The 25,432-nt window shown below is 49.4% G+C and carries 24 protein-coding genes; 23 read left to right on the forward strand and 1 reads right to left on the reverse strand.

All coding sequences use genetic code 11. The features are described 5' to 3' along the window. Positions 1 to 201: 201 nt before the first annotated feature. Positions 202 to 357, forward strand: a complete 156-nt coding sequence (locus G485_RS30130; RefSeq protein ID WP_156922492.1) for a hypothetical protein — start codon at positions 202 to 204, stop codon at positions 355 to 357. Positions 358 to 817: 460 nt separating this feature from the next. Here the strand turns inward: G485_RS30130 and G485_RS0119060 are convergent, their stop codons facing one another. Continuing rightward, positions 818 to 1,189 (reverse strand): helix-turn-helix domain-containing protein, encoded by a 372-nt coding sequence (locus G485_RS0119060; protein ID WP_027093836.1) that lies wholly within the window; start codon positions 1,187 to 1,189, stop codon positions 818 to 820. Positions 1,190 to 1,410: 221 nt separating this feature from the next. On the opposite strand from G485_RS0119060, the gene G485_RS0119065 reads away from it, so the two are divergent. The 22 genes from G485_RS0119065 (at position 1,411) to G485_RS0119175 (ending at position 25,429) form a co-directional block, all read left to right on the forward strand. Then, a complete protein-coding gene (locus G485_RS0119065) occupies positions 1,411 to 1,881 on the forward strand; it encodes a PilZ domain-containing protein (protein WP_027093837.1) in 471 nt (156 codons plus the stop codon). Continuing rightward, a complete protein-coding gene (locus tag G485_RS27350) occupies positions 1,878 to 2,633 on the forward strand; it encodes a tyrosine-protein phosphatase (protein ID WP_051318415.1) in 756 nt (251 codons plus the stop codon). The genes G485_RS0119065 and G485_RS27350 overlap by 4 nt, the downstream gene beginning before the upstream one ends. Before the next feature lie 124 nt (positions 2,634 to 2,757). Beyond that, a complete protein-coding gene (locus G485_RS0119075; RefSeq protein ID WP_027093838.1) occupies positions 2,758 to 3,504 on the forward strand; it encodes a YveK family protein in 747 nt (248 codons plus the stop codon). Beyond that, positions 3,485 to 4,171: a CpsD/CapB family tyrosine-protein kinase gene (locus G485_RS0119080; RefSeq protein WP_027093839.1), complete on the forward strand. Its 687-nt coding sequence runs from the start codon at positions 3,485 to 3,487 to the stop codon at positions 4,169 to 4,171. Before G485_RS0119075 ends, G485_RS0119080 begins: the two co-directional genes overlap by 20 nt. 262 nt (positions 4,172 to 4,433) lie before the next feature. After that, complete coding sequence (gene galU, locus G485_RS0119085) at positions 4,434 to 5,339, forward strand: UTP--glucose-1-phosphate uridylyltransferase GalU (protein WP_027093840.1); 906 nt, start codon at positions 4,434 to 4,436, stop codon at positions 5,337 to 5,339. 26 nt (positions 5,340 to 5,365) lie between these two features. After that, positions 5,366 to 6,028 carry a sugar transferase gene (locus G485_RS0119090; RefSeq protein WP_084423403.1) on the forward strand — a complete coding sequence of 221 codons (663 nt, stop codon included), beginning with the start codon at positions 5,366 to 5,368 and terminating at the stop codon, positions 6,026 to 6,028. Positions 6,029 to 6,057: 29 nt separating this feature from the next. Continuing rightward, entirely contained in the window at positions 6,058 to 6,996 is a 939-nt protein-coding gene (locus tag G485_RS0119095) for a GDP-L-fucose synthase family protein (protein WP_027093842.1), read from the forward strand. Between the two features lie 23 nt (positions 6,997 to 7,019). Beyond that, positions 7,020 to 8,006, forward strand: coding sequence for a GDP-mannose 4,6-dehydratase (gene gmd / locus G485_RS0119100; protein WP_027093843.1), 987 nt, complete (start codon positions 7,020 to 7,022; stop codon positions 8,004 to 8,006). 65 nt (positions 8,007 to 8,071) lie between these two features. After that, the gene (locus G485_RS0119105; protein WP_027093844.1) at positions 8,072 to 9,424 is read left to right on the forward strand and encodes a flippase; all 1,353 of its coding nucleotides are present in this window, start codon (positions 8,072 to 8,074) and stop codon (positions 9,422 to 9,424) included. A gap of 16 nt (positions 9,425 to 9,440) precedes the next feature. Then, complete coding sequence (locus tag G485_RS0119110; RefSeq protein WP_027093845.1) at positions 9,441 to 10,757, forward strand: O-antigen ligase family protein; 1,317 nt, start codon at positions 9,441 to 9,443, stop codon at positions 10,755 to 10,757. A gap of 79 nt (positions 10,758 to 10,836) precedes the next feature. Next, positions 10,837 to 11,799 (forward strand): glycosyltransferase, encoded by a 963-nt coding sequence (locus G485_RS0119115; RefSeq protein WP_169732346.1) that lies wholly within the window; start codon positions 10,837 to 10,839, stop codon positions 11,797 to 11,799. 1,359 nt (positions 11,800 to 13,158) lie between these two features. Next, positions 13,159 to 14,280 carry a glycosyltransferase family 4 protein gene (locus G485_RS0119125; RefSeq protein WP_156922496.1) on the forward strand — a complete coding sequence of 374 codons (1,122 nt, stop codon included), beginning with the start codon at positions 13,159 to 13,161 and terminating at the stop codon, positions 14,278 to 14,280. Between the two features lie 66 nt (positions 14,281 to 14,346). After that, entirely contained in the window at positions 14,347 to 15,435 is a 1,089-nt protein-coding gene (locus G485_RS0119130) for a glycosyltransferase (RefSeq protein ID WP_169732347.1), read from the forward strand. 32 nt (positions 15,436 to 15,467) lie between these two features. Next, positions 15,468 to 16,073, forward strand: a complete 606-nt coding sequence (locus G485_RS27355; protein ID WP_051318416.1) for a putative colanic acid biosynthesis acetyltransferase — start codon at positions 15,468 to 15,470, stop codon at positions 16,071 to 16,073. Next, positions 16,070 to 17,323, forward strand: coding sequence for a glycosyltransferase family 4 protein (locus G485_RS0119140; protein WP_027093850.1), 1,254 nt, complete (start codon positions 16,070 to 16,072; stop codon positions 17,321 to 17,323). The genes G485_RS27355 and G485_RS0119140 overlap by 4 nt, the downstream gene beginning before the upstream one ends. 20 nt (positions 17,324 to 17,343) lie before the next feature. Continuing rightward, on the forward strand, positions 17,344 to 18,711 hold the full coding sequence (locus G485_RS0119145; RefSeq protein WP_027093851.1) for a sugar phosphate nucleotidyltransferase: 1,368 nt from the start codon (positions 17,344 to 17,346) through the stop codon (positions 18,709 to 18,711). Positions 18,712 to 18,722: 11 nt separating this feature from the next. Beyond that, the gene (locus G485_RS27360; RefSeq protein ID WP_051318417.1) at positions 18,723 to 19,817 is read left to right on the forward strand and encodes a hypothetical protein; all 1,095 of its coding nucleotides are present in this window, start codon (positions 18,723 to 18,725) and stop codon (positions 19,815 to 19,817) included. 18 nt (positions 19,818 to 19,835) lie between these two features. Further along, positions 19,836 to 21,182 (forward strand): UDP-glucose dehydrogenase family protein, encoded by a 1,347-nt coding sequence (locus tag G485_RS0119155; protein ID WP_027093852.1) that lies wholly within the window; start codon positions 19,836 to 19,838, stop codon positions 21,180 to 21,182. A 21-nt stretch (positions 21,183 to 21,203) separates the two neighbouring features. Continuing rightward, positions 21,204 to 21,734: a VanZ family protein gene (locus tag G485_RS0119160; RefSeq protein WP_027093853.1), complete on the forward strand. Its 531-nt coding sequence runs from the start codon at positions 21,204 to 21,206 to the stop codon at positions 21,732 to 21,734. Between the two features lie 79 nt (positions 21,735 to 21,813). Beyond that, on the forward strand, positions 21,814 to 23,751 hold the full coding sequence (locus G485_RS0119165) for an asparagine synthase-related protein (RefSeq protein ID WP_027093854.1): 1,938 nt from the start codon (positions 21,814 to 21,816) through the stop codon (positions 23,749 to 23,751). A 458-nt stretch (positions 23,752 to 24,209) separates the two neighbouring features. Further along, positions 24,210 to 24,374: a paeninodin family lasso peptide gene (locus tag G485_RS31575; RefSeq protein ID WP_156922498.1), complete on the forward strand. Its 165-nt coding sequence runs from the start codon at positions 24,210 to 24,212 to the stop codon at positions 24,372 to 24,374. Positions 24,375 to 24,487: 113 nt separating this feature from the next. After that, positions 24,488 to 25,429 carry a phosphoenolpyruvate carboxykinase (ATP) gene (locus G485_RS0119175; protein WP_027093855.1) on the forward strand — a complete coding sequence of 314 codons (942 nt, stop codon included), beginning with the start codon at positions 24,488 to 24,490 and terminating at the stop codon, positions 25,427 to 25,429. Positions 25,430 to 25,432 lie beyond the last annotated feature (3 nt).

Below are 25,432 nucleotides of genomic sequence, written 5' to 3' on the forward strand. Positions count from 1 at the left end.
CGGGGCATAATCGAAAGGTATCCCAGTAAAGGAGGAAGAATAAACCGTTTGACATGCTGACAGCAGACCATTCCATATGGTACAATTCTCCCGTTATTGACAAAAAAACTCCAAAAATTAACTATATTGTCTCTATGAATCGACATTCTTCTAAGTGTTCATCGGCTATAATTAATCTATCTTTTGGAAGAGGGGATTAGGATGGAGATGGACAGGGATTTGAGGACGAAACGAACAGTAGATCCGCAACGATTGGAAATCGATATCTCGAAAATTCTCGCTCAGCTTGGCATCGGCCAAGAGAAATGGCAGCTCGCGCTCAAAGAACCTTCCGAACAACAACTTCGAAAGCAGTAAACATCCCCTCGTACCCGGATCTTTCACTTGAACTCACATCAACCCAATCGGAATGTGACGATCATTGCTTAAAACGGTTTCCTCACCGCCACCGGCGAAACCCTTCAATTTGACCCTGAACAACATAAGCAATCGCAAGTATGGATGCTTGTTGTTATACGATTTATCGCTGATTCTATTTCTATTACATAGTAATAAAACATCAAATTTAATAGGTTATAAGTCGTGGTAATTGCCCATTCGATTCTGGCGGCGGGGGAGGCGGCCGCCACGGCGGAGGCATGGGGGAGGCCGTCCGGGAGACCCGGGCGGTACGAATCCCGGTACCGGATTCCTAGGCTTGAAGAAGCAATATTCTGAAAAAAAGAAGCGGAAGAGCCTCTATACGACAGTCCTATAGGGGCTCTTTGCAAACAAAAGGAGTTCGAGCGCAGGACCCGCGAAGTTGGAAGCTTGAAGCTCAAGACTTTAGCGACCGCTCGGCGCGGATAAAGGCGATAAACCGTCTGGCTTCATCCGGCGTTAATTGGCGGCCGTCGACCGTCAGAGTGAAGCGCTTCAACAATTCGGCATCGGACAATTCCAGGTGATCGACGAAATGCCGAACATCCTCGTCCAAAGCCATCTTCGGCTGGTCCGTTCTCCCCACCAAATAATCTATCGTGACCTCGAACAAATCCGCCACCTTGCCTAACGTCTCGGTGTCGGGTTCTCTCCGATTTTTCTCGTAATGAGACAGAGCCGCCCGCGAGATGCCGAGGAACGCAGACAACTGTTCCTGTGTCCAACCGCGCTGCTCTCTCAGGTACGCGATCCGGCTACCGATGTTCATAATATCCCTCCAGTTTTTTAACTTTATATTAATATGGATACGCTTTGAATGCATGGATTGCAACAAAATGTCGCAAAACAAAATGGACAGGTTCCTCCAAGTATTCGCAATTCCAAAAAAACCTATACCAAGGGGGAATAAGCAAATCTATTGACAATGATACAAAACGTATTTATTCTAAATCTAAGGATACGAAAAGTATCGAAAAAAGGAGTTCGGAGATGAGCGACATGGAAGACCATCAGGCCATGTACCCTAGAAAGTTCGTACGAATGGGCCTGCATGAAGGGGTAATCGCCGAGATGAAAGTTCTTCGTGTCAATGGGTGTCGCGTAAATTCCAATCAAGGCAAAGTGGTCATAGCGGATATTAGTCCCGGAGGACTAAAATTTACGACGATGCTGAGGCTGGATCTTTCAGCGGTTTGGCGCGTTTGGTTTCAATTTATGCTTGAAGGAGAAACGTTAAGACTTATCGGATCCGTGCGATGGGGACGAGAGGATGAGAACGGCTGGTGGAACTATGGGGTAGAGTTGGATTCCGATCCGGTTATGCAATCGAATGTCATCGGCGTGTTAAATCGCAGATTGCTTAGGCTATACCCGGACAAACTGATTCACCATCAAATTTACAAGATGCAAGGCGAACTCGAAGGGCTGCGGGTCTACCCGCCCAGCGGTGATCAAGCATGATCGATACACATTGCCATATTCTCCCGATGTGCGACGACGGACCCGGCAATTGGGCGCAATCGCTGGCGATGGCCAGGCAGGCCGCCCGGTATGGCATTACGACAATCGTAGCAACGCCGCACCATCGCAAAGGGATGTATCTGAACGGTTCTGCGCATATTTCCACGCTAGTGAAAGGGTTGAACGAACGGCTGCAGGATGAGGATATCCCTATCCGAGTGCTTGCGGGACAAGAATATCATCTGACTTCGCTGTTTAAGGCTGACCTGATGGCGGGCGAGATTGTGAGCATCTCGGGGACGAGATATATCCTTATCGAATTACCTTCGCATTTCTATTCCTGGCAATTGACCGCTTCCATTCGCTTGCTCAAGCGAATGAACCGCTTGCCGATCCTCGTTCATCCCGAGAGGTACGGCCGATTCGTTCAAGATCCCGAAAAGTTGTTCAAATATGTAAAAGAGGGCGCATATCTTCAGTTAACGGCCGGATCGATCGTCGGTCAGTTCGGCCCTGAGGTGCAACGAACGGCTTATTGGATTGCCGGCCGCAACTGGGCGCACCTGCTCGCGTCCGACGCGCACGATACGTTCGAGAGGAGAAATCGGCTTCAGGAAGCCTACGCCAGGCTTGGTCGCGATTTCGGAACGGATGCGGTCGCCCGGCTTCAAAACAATGCCTCCTTGGTGCTCGGAGACCAGCCTCTATTCGTCGGTCTTCTCGGTTTGCCCCAACGTTCCGGACGTTTATGAAAACATCGTGAAAAAAAGGATTGACATGTTACGAAATGTATCGTAAAGTAAAGCCATCCGACGTTACGTAATGTATCAATCCCGAAAGAGACGAATAGTTTATCCGCATTGGAGGAATGGGATCGTGGAGCTCAAACAGTATTTAATGGTCATCCGCAAGCGATTTTGGTTCATCGCAGCGATCGTCATCGTCGTTTGCGCACTGGCCGGAGTCAAGAGTTATCTTTTTACAACACCGATCTACGAGGCCAACGCCAAAATCATCGTCAACCAAACCTCGGAATCGAACGGTGCTGCCACAGTAAATTACAGCGACGTTCAAACGAATATTATGCTGATCAATTCTTATAAGGAAATCATCAAGTCTTCCGCCATCATGAACAAAGTGAAAGAGGAATATCCGGACATCAAAGAATCCCCTGCCAGCATGGCCTACAGCATCTCCGTATCCGCCTCCAACCAGTCCCAGGTGATGAATTTGACATATCGGGACGCCTCCTACAAGGAAGCCGCAAAAATCGTCAACGCGATCGCGACGGTATTCAAGCTTCAAATTCCTTCCATTATGAAAGTCGACAATATTACGATTTTGAATCAGGCCAACGAAAACGACAGGCCGGCTCCCGTCAATACGAATCCCGTCGTTACGATCTTAATCGCGTTTGTGCTCAGCCTGCTGCTCTCTCTGGGAATCGTCTTCCTTATGGATTATCTCGACCATAGCTACAAGACGGCACTTGAAGTGGAAGCCGATCTGGGATTGCCGGTGCTTGCCAGTGTGGTGCAGATGAAGAAGTCGGATCGCAAACGTCTGACTCCATCCCAAAAGCAGAAAGTAGGGGACGGCGCTTATGCTACATCGGCCAACTAACAAGGTAAACAAGAACAGCCTCGTATCGCTGCTCAACCCTGCGTCGCCCGTCTCCGAGGTATACAAGACGCTCAGGACGAACATTCACTTCTCTTCGATCGATTCGCCGCTCAAGGTCATTATGATGACTTCCGCTGTGAAGGGCGAAGGGAAGACGACAACGGTCTGCAATTTGGCCGTCGCCTATGCCCAGGAAGGCAAGAAAGTGCTCCTCATCGACTGCGACTTGCGCGCCCCCGCCGTCCACCAATTGTTCTCCCAAAGCAACCGTACGGGTCTAACCAACATCTTGGCCAACCAAAATCAGTGGCAAGAGGTGATTCGCGACACCCCGATCGATACCTTGTCTTTGCTCACCAGCGGACCCATCCCGCCCAATCCCGCCGAACTGCTCGGATCCTCGCGGATGCAAGCCTTAATTGAAGAACTGCGCCAGCATTACGACGTCATCCTTCTCGATGTTCCGCCCGTTCTGGCTGTTACCGACAGTCTCGTTGTCAGCGCCTTGTGCGATAGCGTCGTGATGGTCGTCGTTGCCGGCAAGGTCGACAAGGAGCTGGTCAAGAAGACGAAAGCCAGCCTGGAGCATGTCAACGCGCGCCTGATCGGCGTTGTGTTCAACCGAATTAACCGTAGAGAGCGGAAGGCGGCTTTCAGTTACTATTGATCGCAATGGAGCGGCTAGCTCAGGTAATGTCTACTGCACCTCTATCACTGTAGGCACTCGGTCATGCTGTGGGTCGAAGACCTTAGACGTGGATCGTCGAGGGTGTGACGCGAGGGGGGGTTAGATGCCCCATTTTCTGAAAAATCGAGCTATGTTTTTTATTGCTTCGTCAGCGGCGTCATAGAAAACGCAGCTCGCTTTTTTAGCAGACATAATCGATGGAGTGTAGAGAAAAATAACAAAGGATAGGATGGGTGATCGTATGTCCAGAGTTCGCAAAGCCATCATTCCCGCAGCGGGATTGGGAACAAGATTTCTGCCCGCGACCAAGGCCATGCCCAAGGAGATGCTGCCGATCGTAGACAAGCCGACCATTCAATACATCGTCGAAGAAGCGATCGAGTCCGGAATCGAGGACATTCTCATCGTGACCGGCAAAGGCAAACGAGCGATAGAAGATCACTTCGATATCGCCTTTGAATTGGAACATAGTCTGATGGAGAAGGGAAAATTCGATCTGCTGAAGGAAGTGCGCAAGTCTTCCAACGTGGAAATCCATTATATCCGGCAGAAAGAAGCGAAGGGTCTCGGGCACGCCGTGTGGTGCGCACGGAACTTTATCGGCAACGAACCGTTCGCGGTTCTTCTTGGAGACGACATCGTTCAATCGGAAGTTCCGTGCACGAAGCAGTTGATCGATCAGTTCGAGGCGCTTGGGCAGCCCGTCTTCGGCGTTCAGATCGTTCCCTATCAGGAGACGCATCGTTACGGTATCGTCGATCCTTCGGACTCCTTCGATCGGTTGTACAAGGTGAACCGGTTGGTTGAGAAACCGCCGCTAGGGCAGACGCCCTCGAATCTCGCGATTATGGGCCGCTACGTTCTGACGCCGGAAATCTTCCGATACTTGGACGAGCAAGAGATTGGAGCCGGCGGGGAGATTCAGCTAACCGACGCCATCGCGAAGCTCAACGAAACGGTTGGCGTTTATGCTTACAACTTCGAAGGCACGCGTTTTGACGTAGGAGAGAAGCTCGGCTTTATTCTGACGACGTTGGATTTCGCGCTTCAAAATCAGGAGCTTCGGGGCCCGCTGTTGGCTTCCCTGGAGGCAATCGTCGCGAGGAACCAAGTCCAGTTGATCGGCTCAAGGGGTGAAGCCCCGTGAGCGCCGAACTGGAGAAGAGCGGCCGAATGGAGAGTGCGCTCGGATCGCAGTTGAAGGCCAAGACGGAAACGTGGACCGTTCGGTCCTTCGTTAAACGAACGATCGACATTGCGGGCGCCTTAATCGGACTGCTTCTGTTGTCCCCTGTCTTCTTGACCATCGCAACTCTTATGAAAGCGCAGGAACCGACAGGACCGATCTTTTTCCGGCAAATTCGAGTCGGTAAAAACATGCACACTTTCAAAATGATCAAGTTCCGCTCCATGGTCGTGAATGCGGAAGAACGGCTTCGGATGGATGTTGGGCTCTATCGGAAATACATCGAGAACAACTACAAGCTGGAGCCGGAGGAAGACCCTCGCATTACGAGGCTTGGACGCTTCTTAAGGAAGAGCAGCCTCGACGAGCTTCCGCAATTGTGGAATGTGCTGCGGGGCGAGATGAGCTTGGTCGGTCCGCGCCCCGTCGTGCGGGAAGAGCTTCGCGAATACGGCGATCGATTGATGGATTTTCTGTCCGTCAAGCCCGGTATTACCGGATATTGGCAAATTAGCGGGAGAAGCGATGTCGGCTATCCGGAGCGGGTGGATCTTGAGCTGTATTATGCGTTCAATCAGTCCCTCCGGCTCGATCTGAAAATTATCGTGCTTACCATCTGGCATGTGCTAAGAAGAAAAGGAGCTTATTGATACCGCAGCATCACTGCAGGAGGGATACCATGGATAAGCAGGATTCGATTTATGTCGCCGGCCACCGGGGATTGGTGGGATCGGCTATTCTAAGAAAGCTCGAACGAGAGGGCTATCGGAATCTCATATACCGAAGTTCGTCGGAGCTCGACTTGCGCGATTCTCGTCAGACAATGGCCTTTTTCCAGGAGCATTCGATCGATTACGTATTTCTAGCCGCGGCGAAGGTCGGCGGAATTGCCGCCAATAACGAATATCCGGCGGATTTCATTCGGGACAACTTAATGATTCAGACCAACGTCATTGAAGCCGCATACCGAACGAACGTCAAGAAGCTGCTTTTTCTCGGCTCCACTTGTATCTATCCGAAGCTTGCCCCTCAGCCTCTAAAGGAAGAGTATTTGCTGACAGGCGAACTGGAGCCGACCAACGAGCCCTATGCGATCGCCAAGATCGCAGGCATAAAAATGTGCCAATCTTACAATCGCCAATACGGAACGCGGTTTATATCCGCCATGCCGACCAACATGTACGGCCCGAACGACAACTTCAATTTACATACGTCTCATGTGCTGCCTGCACTCATTCGGAAATTTCATGAAGCCAAGGAGAACCGTCTCCCGTCCGTCGAGGTATGGGGAACCGGCAACCCGAGGCGCGAATTTCTCCACTCCGACGACTTGGCGGAAGCTTGTCTGTTCCTGATGAACCATTATGAGGACAGCGAGATTGTGAATATCGGAGTGGGCGAAGATATCTCGATTCGGGAATTGGCGGAGAAAATTCGGGACATTGTCGGGTATGACGGCGACATCGTCTTCAACCCTTCCATTCCGGACGGCACTCCTCGCAAGCTGGTGGATGTAGCGAAGATCAATCGCCTGGGGTGGAAGGCAAAAATCGGTTTGGATAATGGCCTCCGTTCCGTCTACGACGCTTTCCGTCAAGATGATCTGGTCAAACAATAACCTGTGGAGTTGGAGGAGTCTGGATGAAGCGAGCATTGATTACGGGGATTACCGGCCAAGACGGTTCATATCTGGCAGAGTTTCTGCTGAGCAAGGGGTATAAGGTATTCGGCTTAAGAAGACGAACGAGCACGCCGAATTACGAGAACGTACAGCAGGTTAAGGATAAGATTACTTGGATCTCGGGGGATTTGACCGATCTCGCATCGCTGATAGAAGCCGTCCGGATTTCCGACCCTGACGAGGTCTACAATTTGGCCGCTCAATCCTTCGTGGCGGCATCCTGGCCGCAGCCGCTGGCCACCGGCCATCTGACAGCCATCTCTGTCACCAACATGCTGGAAGCCGTTCGGATCGTCAAGCCGAGCGCTAGGTTCTACCAGGCTTCCAGCAGCGAGATGTTCGGCAAGGTCGTGGAAACTCCGCAGCGGGAGACGACCCCCTTTTATCCCCGAAGCCCCTATGGCGTAGCGAAAGTTTACGGCCATTGGATCACGGTAAATTACCGCGAAAGCTTCAACATGTTCGCATGCTCCGGCATCTTGTTCAACCACGAATCCCCCAGGCGCGGACTGGAGTTTGTAACGCGGAAGGTATCCGACGGAGTGGCGCGAATCAAGTTGGGTTTGAAGCACGAACTGCGCATGGGGAATTTGGAAGCTCTACGGGATTGGGGCTTTGCCGGAGATTACGTGAAGGCCATGTGGCTGATGCTCCAGCAGGAGGAGCCCGACGACTATGTCATCTCTACCGGGGAGACGCATTCCGTGCGGGAGCTTCTCGAAGTCGCCTTCTCGTATGTGGGCCTGGATTATCAGCAATATGTCGTCATCGATCCCGAATTCGTTCGTCCTGCCGAAGTCGACCTGCTTCTGGGCGACTGCAGCAAGGCCAAGGAGAAGTTAGGCTGGAAGCTTGACGTAGGCTTCAAGCAATTGATCGAGATGATGGTCGATGAAGATCTGAAGCGGGTGCGGGCTGAAAACAACGCTTTTTTACTTGTCAATTGATAGCAGTTTAGACGGTAGCAGAGAAATTCCGGCCATGTGCGTAAACGGGAAGTGTAGGTGTCACCATGAAGATTGATTTTCTAAGAAAGATATCCTCATTAAAAAAAAGCCGGGATTTTAAAAACGTCTCGTATAGTTTATTGTCGTATTCAATTACACCGTTTGTTATTTTCATAACGACACCATTGTTATTGAAGTACCTGGGTCCGGAAAATTACGGGATATGGGTATTGATTAATTCAGTTGCTGCTTTTATGACCTTTTCTAATTTTGGGCTAGGAAATGCGCTAATTAAACTTGGTTCGGAAATTATCTCTGATTCGAAAGACAGTCGAAATGAGTTTAACCGACTCTTTAGTGTAACGCTTACTCTCACAATTTTGATCTCATGTCTTTTTGTGATTGTTATTTTTTTATTCGGTCCCTCAATTTTATCATTATTTATAAAAGGGCACACTGACAACGCAACTTTAAATCTGTCTTATTTATTGGGATTCATCACCGTATTAAAGCTGCTTAACAACGTTATTGCCGCATCCTTTATGGCCAAACAACGATACGACTTAAACAGCAAAATCAATATCGCTGTGAACCAACTCTCTGTTCTTGTTTATACGGTAATAGCCGTTTTAACAGGGAGTCTCTTTTGGCTCGTTATTGCCCTTTTGATCTCCTCGCTAGTGTTAATGCTCATCAGCATTCTCGTTGCCAAGAAGGTTGTACAAGGAATTAGATACTCTCCTTCGCTTGACAAGAAGACAGCCAAGAAGATCATCGATTATGGTTTCTATTCTTGGTCGCAATCATTTATCACATCTATACAAGGCTCGGCTGACAAATTCATTATAGGTGGGTTATTGGGACCAGCGACTATGGGGTACTATACGGTATGCATGACTTTGGTTACGAAAATACAAGAGATCCCCTACGCATCCGGGGGGTTCTTGTTAGCAAAGTTCAGTGCCCTGCATGAAACAAACAACTATAAAAAAATAAGCCGCGTCTACCACACTACCTTAATCTTAAAAAGTATATTTATTGTTTGCGCTACGTCTTTTGTTATTGTGTTCGCGAAAGAAATATTGGCAATTTGGATTAGCGAATCGTTCGCTAATCAGCACTATGAGCTTCTGCGCATTCTTGCAATTGGTGTTGCCATTAGCGCTTTTAGCGTTTTTCCAAGTTATTGCATGAATGCGATGGGATTTGTAAAGATCAACAGCATCATTTCGTTTATTATGTCGGCAATATCACTTGGGTTCTTGTACTTTTTTATTCCTGAATTCGGCGTATATGGAACGGGATATGGTCGATTGGCAGGACTTCCGGTTTTACTATTTTTACTCTACTTTGTGGAGAGAAATGTTCTGAACAAAAAATCGTATTCCGGAAAAAAAGCAGAAGCGTTTAATTCATGAAGCAGGTGATGGTTCTATGCTGGTAACATTCATCCTTTGCGCTGCTGTTCTTATTGTTACCGTATGGAAACGGGAGGTAGGCCTAGCCGTATCGATTCAAGCTTATTTAATTAAATGTTCTCTGAATCCCCCGGATTATTCATACGGACCAAAGGCGCCAATTGAAACGAATGATCTTCTTAGCATTCTGATTCCCATTATCGTATTTGGAGTGATTTTACTAAAAACAGTAAAGAAAGACGACAAGTTTTTCCTCAGGCCGTTGGACGTCCTTTTTGTCACTCTCGGAGGTGTCTTGTTGGGGGGATCGATGTATTCGCCACTTCAAAATAACGGATTATTCATTACGTTTAAATACTTTGCACTCGGAATAAGCTTTTATTTTGTAACCAGATTATTCTTTTCAAAAACATCCCATTTTCAAACCGCTTTAAAAAACATGATGAATACAACGTGGCTTCTTGCTCTCTTCCTTGGACTATTTGCATTCATACGCTCTTGGGGAATGAGTTACAATCGATTAACGCTAGGTTCCGCGCATCCAATACCTTTTAGTCTTTTATTGGCGATCGGTATTGTCATCAATTATGGCTGGTTATTGCGAAATGGGGTTCCATTATGGAAAAAATCACTGCAGGCTGTTAGCTTTATTATTCTGCTTTATATCTTTATTGATTCCAATACAAGAGGAACGATAATCTCTGCATTTGTCGCGATTCTTTTTATAACTGCCGTCTTTGTTATTCGATATAAAGCCTTTACACGTTTACTGCTTTATGTCCCCTTAATCTTAGTTGGAATCGGCGCCGTTAATTGGATCAATCCGAACCTGGTTAATAGAGTAAGCGACAATCTCAGTCTCATTACAAGTGAGGAGCATGGACAATCTATTAATGGCCGGCAAACAGCTTACATGGATGCTTGGGAGATGTTCAATAACAGCCCTTTCTTTGGCGTTGGAACCGGTGCATTCCAACAGCATTCTTTGCTTAGTTACCCGCATAATACATTTCTTGAGCTATTGTCCGAAAACGGGATCATAGGTTTTTTGGTATTGCTTGCTGTATATATGTTAACCATCTATTACATTATTAATATCTGCAGGAAAGGGGGAGTTGATTCCTTCATCTTAGCTTCCGTGGTTCTTTTAAATTTAATTGAAACGCAATTCAGCTTTACTTTATGGATGCATAAAAGCTTTTATTTATATTGTGGAGTGCTGGTTGCCCATTATTACAAAGATAAAATGAAATCGAATACTGCTGTGCATAATCAGGAGATGAAGGAAAATAACCGGCGGGTTGTGTTCAAAATTGATTACTCGTGGAGATAATAATTTCATTCATATTATGGACAATGCATTTAAGGGTCATCACCTACTTTATATAAATGCTTTAAAGAGACTTCCCTTTGTGAGAGATATTTCCAGAGAATATACAGTAAGCTCCAATAAGACGCGACTTATCTCTTATATTCGCGATCGTAAAAGGATTCTAAACTATGCATTAAGCCAAACACAATCGAACGAAATTTTACACTTGTTGTTTCTAGATAATCTCTATACAGCAAGTATTTTTATGCACATTCCTGAGAAAGTAAAAATGATAGGTACCTTACACCATTATCCGAACTGTAAAAAGAAAGAATGGTTATTAAAGTACTTAAGCAAACGTCTCAAATTTATTATTGTTCATTCTGAGTATATAGGAAAACAATTAGAGGCTATACAAATTCGAAATTATATCGTGATCGATTACCCGGCATTCCACTCTTCAAACTCCGGCCTAAATGATCCAGCCAAGTTGCGAGAGAAAGCAGGAATTCCGGGCGATAAAATCGTTTTATCTGCTCTTGGGGGAACTAGATATGATAAGGGACTAGATATCCTCCTCGATTCGCTAAAGTATATCGATGAGGATTGCAAAAGAAAATTATTAATTAATATTGCCGGTAAAGAAGAAACATTTAGCGACCAATTTATTATCCGAAAGACGGAAAATTGCGGTGTGGATATAAGAATAAATTTACGATTTATGTCGGATGAAGAATTTGATCAAAATATACAGCTATCCGATGCAATCATATTGCCATATAGAAACGTTTTTACCGGAAATAGCGGTCCCATGGCGGAAGGGGTTTTTCGGAACAAACCTATTATTGCAACGGACTTTGGCAACTTGGGATTTCTTGTGAACAGTCATCGTCTTGGGTATACGTTTCAAAGTGAGAATTCACGTTCTCTTGCAGGTGTAATTTCCAATTTTATACGCAATGGTTGGTCCATTAGTAATAAAAGTGAAACTTATCGAGAAAAACTTACACTTCAGAATTTTTTAGAGAATCACTATAACTTATACATGAAGCTGGGAAAATAGAGGATGACAGTCTTTAGGGGTTAGACGGCGCTAGCGAAAGGATGCGAATTGTAAATGACGAATAAAGCCAATATACCTAAGCTACTTCTTATAAGCCTCTTATACTTACTAAGCTTTTCTTACATCCTTTCCTATTTCGAAATCGCTTATAATTACTCCATGCTTTCCTACCTGAAATGGATGATGTTAATACTTAATACAGCCTTTCTCCTACTTTTAGTCGGCAAAAAAACTGAACCTCTTGCAAAAATGAACTCCCTCAACTTGAGTGTGGGGGCGTTTATCCTAATGTTTCTGATTTTAAACATTTTTTTGTCCCTCAATGGGACCACAAGTCTTGCCACTTCAGGAATTATTGTATTGTCTTTTATTTTTTTTAAATTGTTAAGTAAGACTGTGAGCCAAGGAATCCTTTCTGTAGTTGAAATTAATCAAATTATTTATACCTCCATCTTTTTTATGGTCTTAATATCGGCCTTCTTATCCATTCATGAGTATCTTACATTTATGGATGTTCTAACGGGCAGCGGGCGTTATAGAATTAAGGGACTCTTTAGACATCCGAATACTTTGGCAATGAATTGTGTTCTGGGAAGTTTTGCTCTGTTTGATAACATCATTAAGTCGTTGTTCGAGAAGAAGAAGCATTTTTTTCAATATGTCATTCTAGCGTTTTTTATTTTCAACATCGTGGTCTCTGATTCGAATACAGCCAAGTATACATTGATTGTATTCGTCATCCTTTATTTTTATATCTATATGCTAGAGTATAAAGTAAACTCCCTTAGGGCCTTCCATTTGTACTTGATTATTATCTTACTAACGGCGGGGATTTGTTACTTACTTTATTACTTATCGACAACCAACCTTGAGGATAGAGCCAACAGTGTTAGCGTTAGATTGAATTCATGGATTACGGTATTTAACTATATTACATCGGAGCCTATACACCTTCTATTCGGGTACGGGTTGAGTGGAACGGGTGGATATAGTACTGGATCGTTTCAACAATTAGAACTGGCTGTGGACAATGGGTATGTAACTTTTCTCTACCAGGCAGGGTTATCCGGTCTTGTTGTTATTGCTTTTTATTTCTTCTCTGTCCTGCTCAAAATCATTTTCAAGCCGGATCTCAAGTCGGAAAGACATTTAAAGGCGATCGTTTTTGCATGCGGATTTAGTTTGCTTCTGTATTCGGTGTTTGAAAATCTCTTAATCGCTATGGGGAATTTCATAACATTATACGTATGGTTTAGGATTTTCAACTTTAAATATGAAGTCAGGACACACACGAAAATATAGCGTTACGGATTAATTCGAAGATCTCTGTATGGTCATTCTTTAGGAGAGTGAAGGAAATTGAGAGCACTTCTATTAACGAATACGATGTCCCCTTATCGGATCCCTGTATTGAATAAAGTCCATGCCGATAAAGACATCGACCTGACGGTATGGTATCTGCAGGAAAGAGAAAGCAACCGGAAATGGAACATCGATCGTGATGAAATCAAATACAACTACGAATGTCTAAAAGGATTTCATACGTATATTCAACGACTGGATTTCGGCCTTCACATTAATCCGGGCCTGTTCTGGAAATTGGTCAAGCACTCTCCGGACATCATTATGACAACCGGCTATGATGCTCCAGGCTATTGGGTCGCTTTATTGTACAGCAAAGTCTTTCGGAAAAAATTTACGGTTTGGTGGGGGAGTACATTAGAGAGCAGCAGAGTTCAGAATACATGGGTAAATCGGCTGCGCTCGTTTTTCTTGAAGCAAGCTGACTCTTTTGTAACCTACGGTACGGAAGCTTCGAAATGTTTAGTGTATTACGGCGTGGAAGAAAAGAAAATCGTTACGGGGTATAACACGGTCGATGTTCGATATTTTTATAAACAATATAAGAAGAAAAGAAAAAGTTCGCAGGATTTGCAAACGACAAATCATGTGAACTTTTTATTTATTGGGCAGCTTATTCCCCGGAAAGGGCTCGAAGAAGTAATCGATGCGTTTTCGGAAATACCGTATACCAATTGGGGCTTGAAAATTGTAGGCTCCGGTCCCATTGAAGAGCTTCTACGAAATCGAATAGCCGAAAAGAAATTGGAGCAGAACGTCACTTTTGAAGGGTTCAAGCAGAAGGAAGAGCTTATCAATTACTTAATCGAAGCCGACTGCTTGGTGTTTCCTTCTTTAAGAGAAGTCTGGGGCTTGGTTGTAAACGAGGCTTTGGCGACCGATACCTTTATTCTGGCATCCAAATATGCGGGAGCTACGAAAGATATCATTATAGATAAGGAAAATGGTCTCGTTATCGATCCCTTAGATCAACATAATCTCGTTCAATCTTTAAATTGGATCATGTCTAACGTCAGCTATGTTAAATCCGCAAGAAAGTTAAGCTTCAAATTATGGCGAAAGCTTCACCCGTTTTCCTATGGCCGTTCTGTAATCCAATGCATAAAATCTTTCAATTAAGATGAGGGGATTCCAATGCCCATAAATTTATTGGTTAATGCCACCGCGCTAAACAGCAGGGGAGGGTTGACCGTCGTCAAGCAATTTATTACAGAAGTCGAAGATTATTTGAGGAAAACAGATGAATTTGCTTTAACGATCATGGTCTCTGTTAAAGATTTTATGCACCACAACCATCGCAATTTAAATATCATTTATAATGATTCGCCAAAGAAAGGGTTTGTTCAGAAATATTTATTTGAAAAAAAAGAAATTCCGAAAATCATCAAAAACCATAACATAAACTGCTACTTTTCGCTTGCAAACACTTTTTTGTTTAAAAGCGATCTTCCACAATATGTGTTGATCCACAACCCGCTTCCTTTCGATCGTCTGAAATGGAGTGAAGTCGACATTCCTAGTTATTTAAAATACAAAGTTATGCTGAATCTAATTTATAAAACTAGGCTTTCCAAAAAAGTAAACGGAATAATCGTACAAACCCAGTGGATGAAGAACGCCATTGTTTCCAAGTACGATTATAAGGGACACGTGCAAGTCATAAGACCCTCTGTGTCCTCCAATAGCGCAACTGAACGGTTAGTCCCGCTTAACTTGCATTTGAACGATGACGACAATGGCTACTTGAAATTCATCTATCCGACGAGCGTCGATAAGTATAAAAATACCCGGAGATTAATCCAAGCGGTAGAACGGTACAATCAGGTTTCGGCCCAAAAGGTCATCCTGTTTTTGACTTTGGAAGGACAAAGTACGGAGCTTGTGAAATATATCGGGAAAATACCGTACGAATCCATGTATTGGGTGTACCGGCAAATGGATGCGCTCATCTTTCCCTCGCTGACAGAAACATTAGGACTTCCACTGCAAGAAGCACTGGACAACGATCTCCATGTGCTGGCGGCCGACTTGCCATATGCAAGAGAAGTATGCGGACTTCACGCTGATTATTTTAATCCTAGAAGCGTTGAAGATATCGCATACGGGATCGGGAAATATGTTCGAAAGAAAAACAAAATAAAGCGTCCATCGCGAAAATATGGAGATATGAATCATTCGTATATCGATTTTTTGGACTTCATCAAAGAATGTGAACTTGGAAAGGGAGAAGGTTCTCCCCATAGACGCTCTGTAGCGTCCCAAGGTACGTTCTAGGAGTTTAGATAGACCACGAAGGAGTGGAAAGAATGGAAAATCGAATGCGATTGGATCAATATCGTCAGCCTGCAGGCTACTCCCGAGGACGAGGTTCAATTTACATTCTTATCTGGTGGTTTGTACAAGCGACGCTTTTCAGACTCTCTCTTCACAATATGTATGGATGGCGCAATTGGCTGCTTAGGAGATTCGGAGCGAAAGTTGGGAAAGGCGTCAAAATACGCTCCTCGGCCAAATTCACCTATCCTTGGAAGGTAACGATCGGGGATCATACTTGGGTTGGCGACCATGCCTACTTTTACAGCTTGGATGAGATCCGGGTCGGAAGTCACTGCTGCATCTCGCAAAACACGTATTTATGCACGGGAAGCCACAAAATGGATGATCCGACGTTCGGACTCGTCGTGAAGCCCATTGTTATCAAAGACGGCGCGTGGGTAGCCAGCGACGTCTTCGTCTTCCCCGGGGTGACCATTCATGAGATGGGCGTAGCCGGAGCGAGAAGTACGGTGACAAAGTCCATTCCCGCCAACGAAGTTCATGCGGGCTATCCGGCTAAATACTTGAAACAGCGTTTTGCAACCGAGGTTGTGACCCCGGATAAAAAGCCTGAAAAAGAGGTCGTGGTCGTATGAGTAAGTTTGGTAAACCCCATATTGTGTTCGTGCCCAATTACTTCTATCCCGACGTAGCGTCGGTCGGGCAGCTGTTCACCGAACTGTGCCTGCACCTGCAGCACGACTTTAATATTACGGTCGTTGCGGCGCAACCCAATTACGCGGGGGAGGAGCTCGGCAGGACAAAGCGGGTGGAGCACGATCGGCTCGAGAACATCCGGATCATTCGAATCAAGCTTCCGAAAGTGAATAAGCAAAGCAAGCTAAGTAGGCTGCGGTATATCGCAACCTACTTTTTTTATTCCGTTTGGGTTGTCATCAGGCAGAAAAATGTGGATGTCGTCTATTCGATCTCCCAGCCCCCCATCTTGGGCGGGTTAATCGGAACGATCGGCAAATGGGCGAAGCGTTCAAAGCATATTTACAACATTCAAGATTTCAATCCCGAGCAAGCACAGGCAGTCGGTTTTATGACGAATAAACTGATCCTGCGCGCAGCCAAGTGGCTGGATATGTTGAATTGCAAATATGCGGATCACATCGTGACTGTCGGGTCCGACATGCAGGAAACGCTGCTGAAGCGGTTCGTTGCCGAACGCGCGATTACGGATAATTCCGTCATCCACAATTGGACCGACGAGAAGGATATCGTGCCTCTCCCTCCCACGCATCCAGGCGTTCGGGCTTTCAAGGAGCGTTATGGATTGGAAGGGAAATTCATCGTTATGTATTCGGGAAACGTAGGGCTGTTCTACGATCTGGAAAACTTGATACACATAACAGAGGAGTTCAAGGGGGAGGCCGGGCTTGCGTTCGTCTTCATCGGAGAAGGGGCCGTTAAAAAACAGATGCAGGAATACGTCACGCTTCGAAATATCCCCAATGTGCATTTTCTCCCCTATCAGGCCAAGGAGCAATTGAAGTACTCCCTCAATGCGGCGGACGTTCATTTGGTAGTGAACCAGAAGGGGATCAAGGGCATCTCGGTCCCGAGCAAGATTTATGGCGTCATGGCCGCAGGCAAACCTATCTTAGGCGTTCTGGAGAGAGGAAGCGAGGCGTGTCGCATGATCGAGGAGAGCCGATGCGGAGTGGTCGTAGAGCCGCAGCGGTATGAAGAGATTGCCGAACAGATCGGCCGATTGTATCGGGAGAGTCCGGCGGAATTGGCCGCCGCGGGCTTACGCGGGCGCGCTTACCTGGAGCAGCATCTGAGGAAGGACATCTCCTTGGATAAATACCGCCATCTGTTGCAGTCCATATCCTAACAATCGAAGGAGGAACGGGGATGAAGCTGGTTCTGTTGTCCGGCGGATCGGGCAAACGCCTGTGGCCGTTATCGAACGACGCAAGATCGAAGCAGTTTCTGAAGGTGTTGGAGGGAGAGAATCGGGAGCGCATCTCGATGGTCCAGAGAGTATGGGGACAAATTGAAGCGAACGGTCTCGGCGAATCCAGCTTTATTGCGACAAGCCGTGCGCAAATCGAGATGATGCGGAGCCAGATCGGGACCGACGTTCCGCTTATTATCGAACCGCAGCGCAGGGATACGTTCCCGGCGATCGCCCTCGTTTGCGCTTATCTGAACTCCGTTCAAGCCGTTCATCCGGAAGAGGTTGTAGCGATATTGCCCGTCGATCCGTATGTGGAAAATCACTTCTTTGACGCGATCAAGGAGCTGGAGGACGTTCTGAACCGCTCCGGGGCGGATCTGGCGCTGATCGGGGTGCAGCCGACGTACCCGTCCTCCAAATACGGCTACATTATTCCGTCGGATGAAAAAACTTGGCATACGGATTACAAGCGTGTCAGCCACTTCCACGAGAAGCCGTCGGAGAAGAAGGCCGAAGAGCTGATTCGAAGGCAAGCTTTGTGGAATTGCGGCGTGTTCGCGTTTAAACTCGGCTACTTGCTGTCCCTGCTGGAGAGCCGGGGATACCCGACTCGGTACGAGGAACTCGTTGAACGTTACCAGGAGCTGCCGCAAATCAGCTTCGATTACGAGGTGGTCGAGAAGGCAGCCAACATTAGCGTGCTCCCTTATGAGGGCTATTGGAAGGACCTGGGCACTTGGAACACGCTGACGGAGGAGATGGCCAACAATCAGATCGGCAAAGGCATCATCAGCGACGATTGCATCAACACGCATCTGATTAATGAGCTGGAAATTCCGGTATCCATTCTCGGATTGTCCAACGTCGTCGTTGCCGCAAGCCCGGACGGCATTCTGGTTACCGAGAAGAGCGCCAGTCCTCGGATCAAAGATTTTATCAACTACGATCAAGGCCCTATGTACGAGGAACGGCAGTGGGGCTGGACGCGCATCCTCGACGATCAGACGTACGAGGACGGACGCTGCGTCGTGACCAAGCGCGTAGGCGTAGAAGCGGGCAAGAGCTTCAGCTATCAGATGCATTCGAACCGCGAAGAGGTATGGACCATCGTTAAAGGTCATGGCGAATTCGTTCACAACGGCAATTACATGAAAGTGCAGCCGGGCAATGTGCTTCATATTCCGGCGAAGACGCTTCATACGATCCGGGCGTTGACGGAGATGGAAGTCATTATCGTGCAGAGCGGCCTGAAAGCCGAGAAAAATCAGATTGTCGAGCTATACAGCACGTGGGACGAAGTATCCCGGCATTGTGTAAAGTAACAGGCTTCCCGATGCGAACCGTCTGTTATTACATTTCCGATTACGGTTACGGGCACGCGACCCGAAGCATCGCCGTCATTCGGCATCTGTTGCGATCGGCGGGGGACGAGCAGAAGCTGATCGTATGCGCCGGGAAGACGCTCCCCTTCGTGCGCGATTCTCTGGGACCGGATTGGCGTATCCGGTATCGGAGGGTCGCATCCGATCTGGGCTATATTCTACGCAGCGATACGTTGGAGCCGGACTTCGAACGATTTCGTGCAGCCTACGAGCGGGAACTGGTCGAGCTCCCGGAGCGAGTCGAACTGGAAAGCGCCTTTCTGCGAGCCCACAATGTCGGTCTGGTCGTCTCCGATATTTCGCCGGTTCCGTTCGCTGCGGCGCAGCGTTGCGGCATACCATCCGTCGGAGTCTCGAATTTTACTTGGTATACCGCATACAATCCGTGGCTCGATTGGAACCGGCTCGAACCGCTTCACGAAGCTTATGCACAGATGGACTACTTCATCCGGCTTGCCGGCGCAAGCGAGCCCGATTGGGGGCGCCTCGGCCGATTGGATGCGGGGTTTATTTGCCGGCCGCCCAGCTTGGCGGAATCGGCAAAGCTGCGGAAGACGCTCTGTCCGGACGGGAAGAGACGGATCGTCTTTTTTGCGCTTGGCATGAGCGTCGAGGCGGAAGATTTGGCGCAGATGCGGCTGTGGCACAGCGACGAATGCCTGTTTTTCGTATCCGGCAACATGCAAGTCGACTTTTCCAATGTGATCCCGATCCCTTCAAGCATTACCGAGACACAGAACGTGGCGGCGGCTTCGGATCTTGTCGTTACGAAACCGGGATGGGGGACGGTAAGCGAGGCGGTCTGTCTCGGCAAGCCGCTGCTTCTGATCAAGCGGCGTTTCTTCGAGGAGGACCGGAACACGATCGGCCGGCTTGACGAGATCGGACATCCTTATCGTCTGATGGAATGGGACCGTCTCCGGCAGTTTGTTCTGACTCGTCCAATGTTCTCTTCCTCCCGGATCGGGACAGAGAGCGTTCGGGTGGAAGCGTTGAACGAGCGGTTGGATCGAATATGCAGTTTTCTTAAGGAGATTATGCTCTAACTCGGGAGGGAGAAAGTCATGAAGCTGGCAGTCATGGGAACCGGCTATGTCGGGCTCGTATCCGGCGTATGCTTCTCGGAGCTGGGAAATGACGTGAGCTGTGTCGACAAAATGGAGGATAAGGTCTTGCGGCTCCAGCGCGGGGAGGTGCCGATTTACGAGCCGGGCTTGCAGGAGTTGATGCAGCGCAATGCGGAAGCGGGCCGGCTTCGGTTCACGACGGATGCGGCCTCTGCCGTCAGGGAAGCGGAAGTGATCGTTCTTGCTGTCGGCACGCCGTCGCTGCCTAATGGAGAAGCGGATTTAACGTACATCATGGAAGCGTCAAGGGAAGTGGCGCTCGCCATGGAAGGCGCGCCCAAAATTATCATGACCAAAAGCACGGTGCCGGTCGGCACGAACGAAGCGATCGAGCGGCTGATCGGAAGCCTGACTTCGCATCCGTTCGCGATTGCTTCCGTGCCGGAATTTCTCCGGGAAGGGACTGCGGTTCGGGATACGATGAACCCCGACCGGATCGTGATCGGAACCGAGAGCGATTGGGCTCGGGAACGGCTGCAGGAGCTTCATCGCCCTCTGACGGACAACATGCTGCTGACGGACGTGAGGAGCGCAGAGATGATCAAATACGCTTCCAACGCGTTTCTGGCGACCAAAATCTCCTTCATCAATGAGATCGCCAATATTTGCGAGAAGGTGGGAGCGGACGTTACCCAGGTGGCCGAAGGAATGGGTTACGACAAGCGGATCGGCCCGTCGTTCCTCCGGGCCGGCATCGGCTACGGCGGCTCTTGCTTTCCGAAGGATACCCAGGCGCTGATCCAGATCGCGGGACATGTCGATTACAACTTCAAACTGTTGAAGGCTGTCGTCGAAGTCAATCAGGAACAGCGATTCAATATCGTTCGCAAGCTGGAAGAGATGCTGGGCGACGTCAAAGGCCGAACGATCGGCATTTGGGGATTGGCTTTCAAGCCCGAGACAGACGATGTGCGGGACGCTCCCGCCTTTGAGATTATCGACACTTTAATCAAGAGAGAGGCTTGCATCCAGGCCTACGATCCGATCGCTGCAGACAATTTCAGACGCAAATTGGATCATCCGGCCGTCCGCTATTGCGGAAGTGCCAGAGAAGCGGCGCTCGGAGCCGACGTCCTGTGCGTGCTGACGGAATGGCCCGAATTTCTGCACATCCCTTTGGCCGACATCCAATCCTGGCTGAAGCAGCCCAACGTCATTGACGGCCGCAATATTTTCAACGAGGAGGAAGTGGCGAATACCGAGCTTGTGTACTATTCGGTAGGCCGGCCCAATATGAATAAAGGGATCAAAGAGCCTGTCGCGTATCTTCTTGGAGCCCGTTAAGGGAAGAAAGACAGCCGCCCTATGAGATATAAATCCTTGTTCCTGCCGGCCGCATTCCTCATCTGGGTCGCCGCCATCTTCACCTTCTCGTCGGAGTCTTATCACACTCAGACGATCGTCCCCTTCCTCCGGAAACATTGGACGGCCGGCCAGCTCTCCGTCGTGCTTCCGGACGTCCGCTTTACATACAACGGCCACCGCTATTCCGCTCGTCAAGACCCTTATTCGTTCATAGAGTTTCTATTTCGCAAAGGCGCGCATCTGTTTATGTATGCCGGCGCGGGAGCTCTTATCCTGCTTTTGCTGGGCAGCGCGGCCGCTTCCTTATGGAAGCGGGTTCCGTTAACGCTTGCCTTGACGGCGGCTATCGCATCGGCGGACGAATGGAACCAGACCCGGGCCATAGGACGAACGTCGACCGTTTACGACGTATGGCTGGATACGACGGGGGCGATGATCGGCGTGATCGCAATCCTGATTTATTGTCGATCCTCGCCTTCCAGGCGGGGACGCAACGGGTCGCAAGAGCTAGAGAAAGGCCTAAAAAAATAGTTACAAAACGTAATTTGTATGCTATTATAGATACAAAATGTATCATCAATGAAGGCAAGCTCCGTATTGGAGGAGACCGATGAGCGTTATTGCGGGGATCTATCGCAGCGAAGAAGCGCCGTTCGAGTCGGAAGAGCGCGACCCGCTCTTGCAGGCGATGGAGCGTTATCCGGGAAGCGGCACAGGGGAATGGGAAGCGAATGCCGTCTGGCTGGCTTGCCGTCATCAATGGATTGCGCCGGAATCCCCCGGCGAGCAGTTGCCGCGCTACGATGCGTCGCGGAGATTGGCCATAACGGCAGATGCCATTCTGGACAACCGGGAGGAGCTGTTCGAGAGGCTGGGCATTTCTCGGGACAGGCGAAGGACATTGTCCGACAGCGAGTTGATTTTGCTCGCCTACGAACGCTGGGGGGCGGAAGCGCCCTCGCATTTGAACGGCGACTTTGCCTTTGTGATCTGGGACGCCGGGAGACGGCGGCTGTTCGGAGCCCGGGACCCGCTGGGCAATCGAACGCTATATTTCACCGCAAGCGGCGGACGCTTCGCTTTCTGCACCGCCATTCGTCCTCTATTGGCGCTTCCGGGCGTCTCGCCCAAACTGGATGAAGATTGGCTGTCGGAATATATGGCCATTCCGTCGATGCTTGATGCCGCGAGCGCATGCTTAACCGTCTACGGAGCGATTCGCCAGCTCCCGCCGGCCCATCGGTTAACCCTTGCACTGCCTGGGCAGGCCGAATTGTCTTCTTACGGGTCGTTGGCGCCGACGGAAAGGCTGCGATTTCGGACGGATGCCGAATGCGTTGAGGCGTTCCGTGACGTGTTCCGCCGAGCGGTTCGGGCGAAAATCCGCACAGGCCGCGAGGTCGGCGCTTCGCTGAGCGGCGGCCTGGATTCGGGCGCGGTTGTCAGCTATGCCGCCAAAGCGCTGGAGGAAGAAGGCAAGATTCTCCATACATACAGTTGCGTACCTCCGAACGATTTTGTCGACTGGACCTCCTCGGGGTGCGTGGCGAACGAACGGCCGTTCATTGAAGCGACCGTTCGCCACATCGGCCATTTGGATGCTCACATTCTCGATTTGCCGGACTGCAATCCGTTCACGGAGATCGACGAGCTGCTGGATATTCGGGAGATGCCGTACAAGGCGTTCGAGAACGCCTTCTGGATCAAAGCTCTGTACGCTCAAGCCGAGCGGCAGGGGGTCGGCGTCCTGCTGACCGGTGCGCAAGGCAATCATACGATTTCCTGGGGACCGGCCATCGATTACTATGCCCGGCTTCTGAAGCGGCTCCGCTGGCTCAAGCTGTATCGCGAGCTTCGGCTTTACAGCCGAAGGATGCGTGTCGGCCGCTCCCGGCTGCTTCCCGTGCTCGGGAAGGAAGCGGCAGCTTCGCTGGTTCCCCTCTCGTTTCCCCCGTCCGAACCGGCCTTCCCGTCCATGATTCATCCCGATTTTGCAGCCAGAACGAAGGTGTACGACCGGATCAAGCATGAGGATGTCGGGCTGGAGCAGGGCAGAGAAAATCCTTGGCGGTTGAGGGAGCGGCATTTCGATAGCGCTTCGATCGGCAATCTGATCGGGACGAGCGGTGCGAAGTTCTCCATAAATTTCGGACTTTGGGAACGCGATCCGACGGCCGACCACCGGGTCATCCGATTCTGTCTCGCCCTTCCGACGGAGCAGTACGTTCGCGAAGGGATGGATCGGGCGTTGGTGCGGCGCGCTACCGAAGGAGTGTTGCCGGATCATGTCCGGCTGAACCAGCGGCTGCGGGGCGTTCAAGGAGTGGATTGGGTGCATCGGATGCGCGGGCATTGGCCTGCCTTCCTCCTTGAGCTTCGGCTCATGTGCAAGGACTCGCTGGTTGCGGGCATTCTCAACGTCCCGCAAGCGGCCGCTTCGCTCGCCCGGATCGGAGACAGCCCTCGTCCGGAGCTTGCGATGGACGACGACGCGCGATTTCTGATGCGTTGCCTGATCGTATACCGGTTTTTAAAGCGAGTGTCCTGAACCGGAAACTTCGGGAAAGACGCCCTAAGTCAATATGATTGTTGAAAATCTTTTGTGGAAAAGACAACACGAAATCAAGGGGTGCAAGAAGTCGGTTTTCACACTCCCTCTTCATTCGGTCCAGATTGTACCGATTTCCATTTGATCCCGTCAAGGATACAGGTTTTCGGCCCTCGCCGACGCTCGTCCTTGAAGGGATGAAACGGAAATCGGTGCCTGGTCATAAGGATGAAGAGACGTTCAGGTCAAGCTGCATTTCGCAGCTTAGCCTGAAGGAAGATTGCCGGGTCATAGCAAGTACGCTTTCGCCACATGGCAACCCTTGGTCTTTCCAAGCAATGATGGTTCATCTCGCTAGGAGGTGAGGAATCTCCCCGAAAAACATGACTTCCCCTTATGGTAGCCGAGGCTTTATGCCTTGTCTATAAACCATATTAATCTACGAGGAGGTGAACACGATGAAAAAAGCATGGAGAGCTCCCGAACTGGAAACGCTCGACATCAGCATGACGATGGCCGGAACCGGTACGAAATACGTGGACTGGTCTTATGTCGGCGGCAAGCACTTGGAGACGAACGACGATCCGAAGTGGAGCGATTACCCGGCTCCGCCTGAGTCTTAATTTACTTACGGTTAATGATGTTCTGCCGCTTCGGCCGGCGCCCTTATCCGAAGCGGCAGATAAGGGCGCTCCGGTAAGCGTTCGGAATCCTTTAGGAATGTGAAGGTGAAGAGATGGCAGCGATCGCGCAACAAACGTCGTACCAAGCGTTCGGCTTGCAGCTGCGGAGCGATCTGCCGCTGCCCGAGTTGCTGCCGTCGGGACGGCGGGAGCTTCAGCCGGATGTCGTCATTACGGTCGGCGACCTCGTTCAGGAATGGGAGAGCGGCACATCCGATTTTACTTATTTCCGGGTACGCGGCGATCGAATCTGGTTCGCCGTTCCCCAAATCGCGATCTACCGGATCTCGGAAGGCAGGGAGATCGTCGTCAGCCCGTTGGACGGCGCCGACGAGCGCATGATTCGCCTCTACCTGCTAGGTTCTTGCATGGGAGCCTTGCTCATGCAGCGCGGCATTCTTCCGCTGCACGGCAGCGCTGTCGTCGTAGACGGCAGAGCCTATGCCTTCGTCGGGGAATCGGGCGCCGGGAAGTCGACGATTGCCGCCGCCTTTGCGAAGCAAGGCTTTGCCTTGCTCAGCGACGATGTCATCGCGCTCTCGTTCGGGGATCCGGGAGACGGGACTCGGTTGCCGACGGTCACGCCGTCTTATCCGCAGCAGAAGCTGTGGCAAGAGAGTCTGGAGCAGTTGGGAATGGAGAGCGGCTTGTTCGCGCCATTAGGCTGCGAGACGACGAAATTTGCCGTTCCCGTGCCCGCTGCTTATTATCGCGATCAGGTTCCGCTAAGCGGCATCTTCGAGCTTCTTCCCTTCGAAAAGGCTAGCCAGGTCGAGATTCGAAAGCTGACTCCCTTCGAAGGCCTGCCTCTGATCGGACAGCACACCTACCGGCAATTCCTCATTCCCCAGCTAGGTCTTCAGGATTGGCATTTCAAACAATCGGCCATCTTGGCGGGCCGGACGGACCTTTTCCGCGTCCGCAGACCTTTGACCCCTTTCTCAGCCCACCATATGGTCGACCGCATCATTCAAACCATTCGCGAAGGAGCCTAATCG

The sequence above is a fragment of the Cohnella thermotolerans DSM 17683 genome (assembly GCF_000429825.1).
Taxonomy (GTDB): Bacteria; Bacillota; Bacilli; order Paenibacillales; family Paenibacillaceae; genus Cohnella; species Cohnella thermotolerans.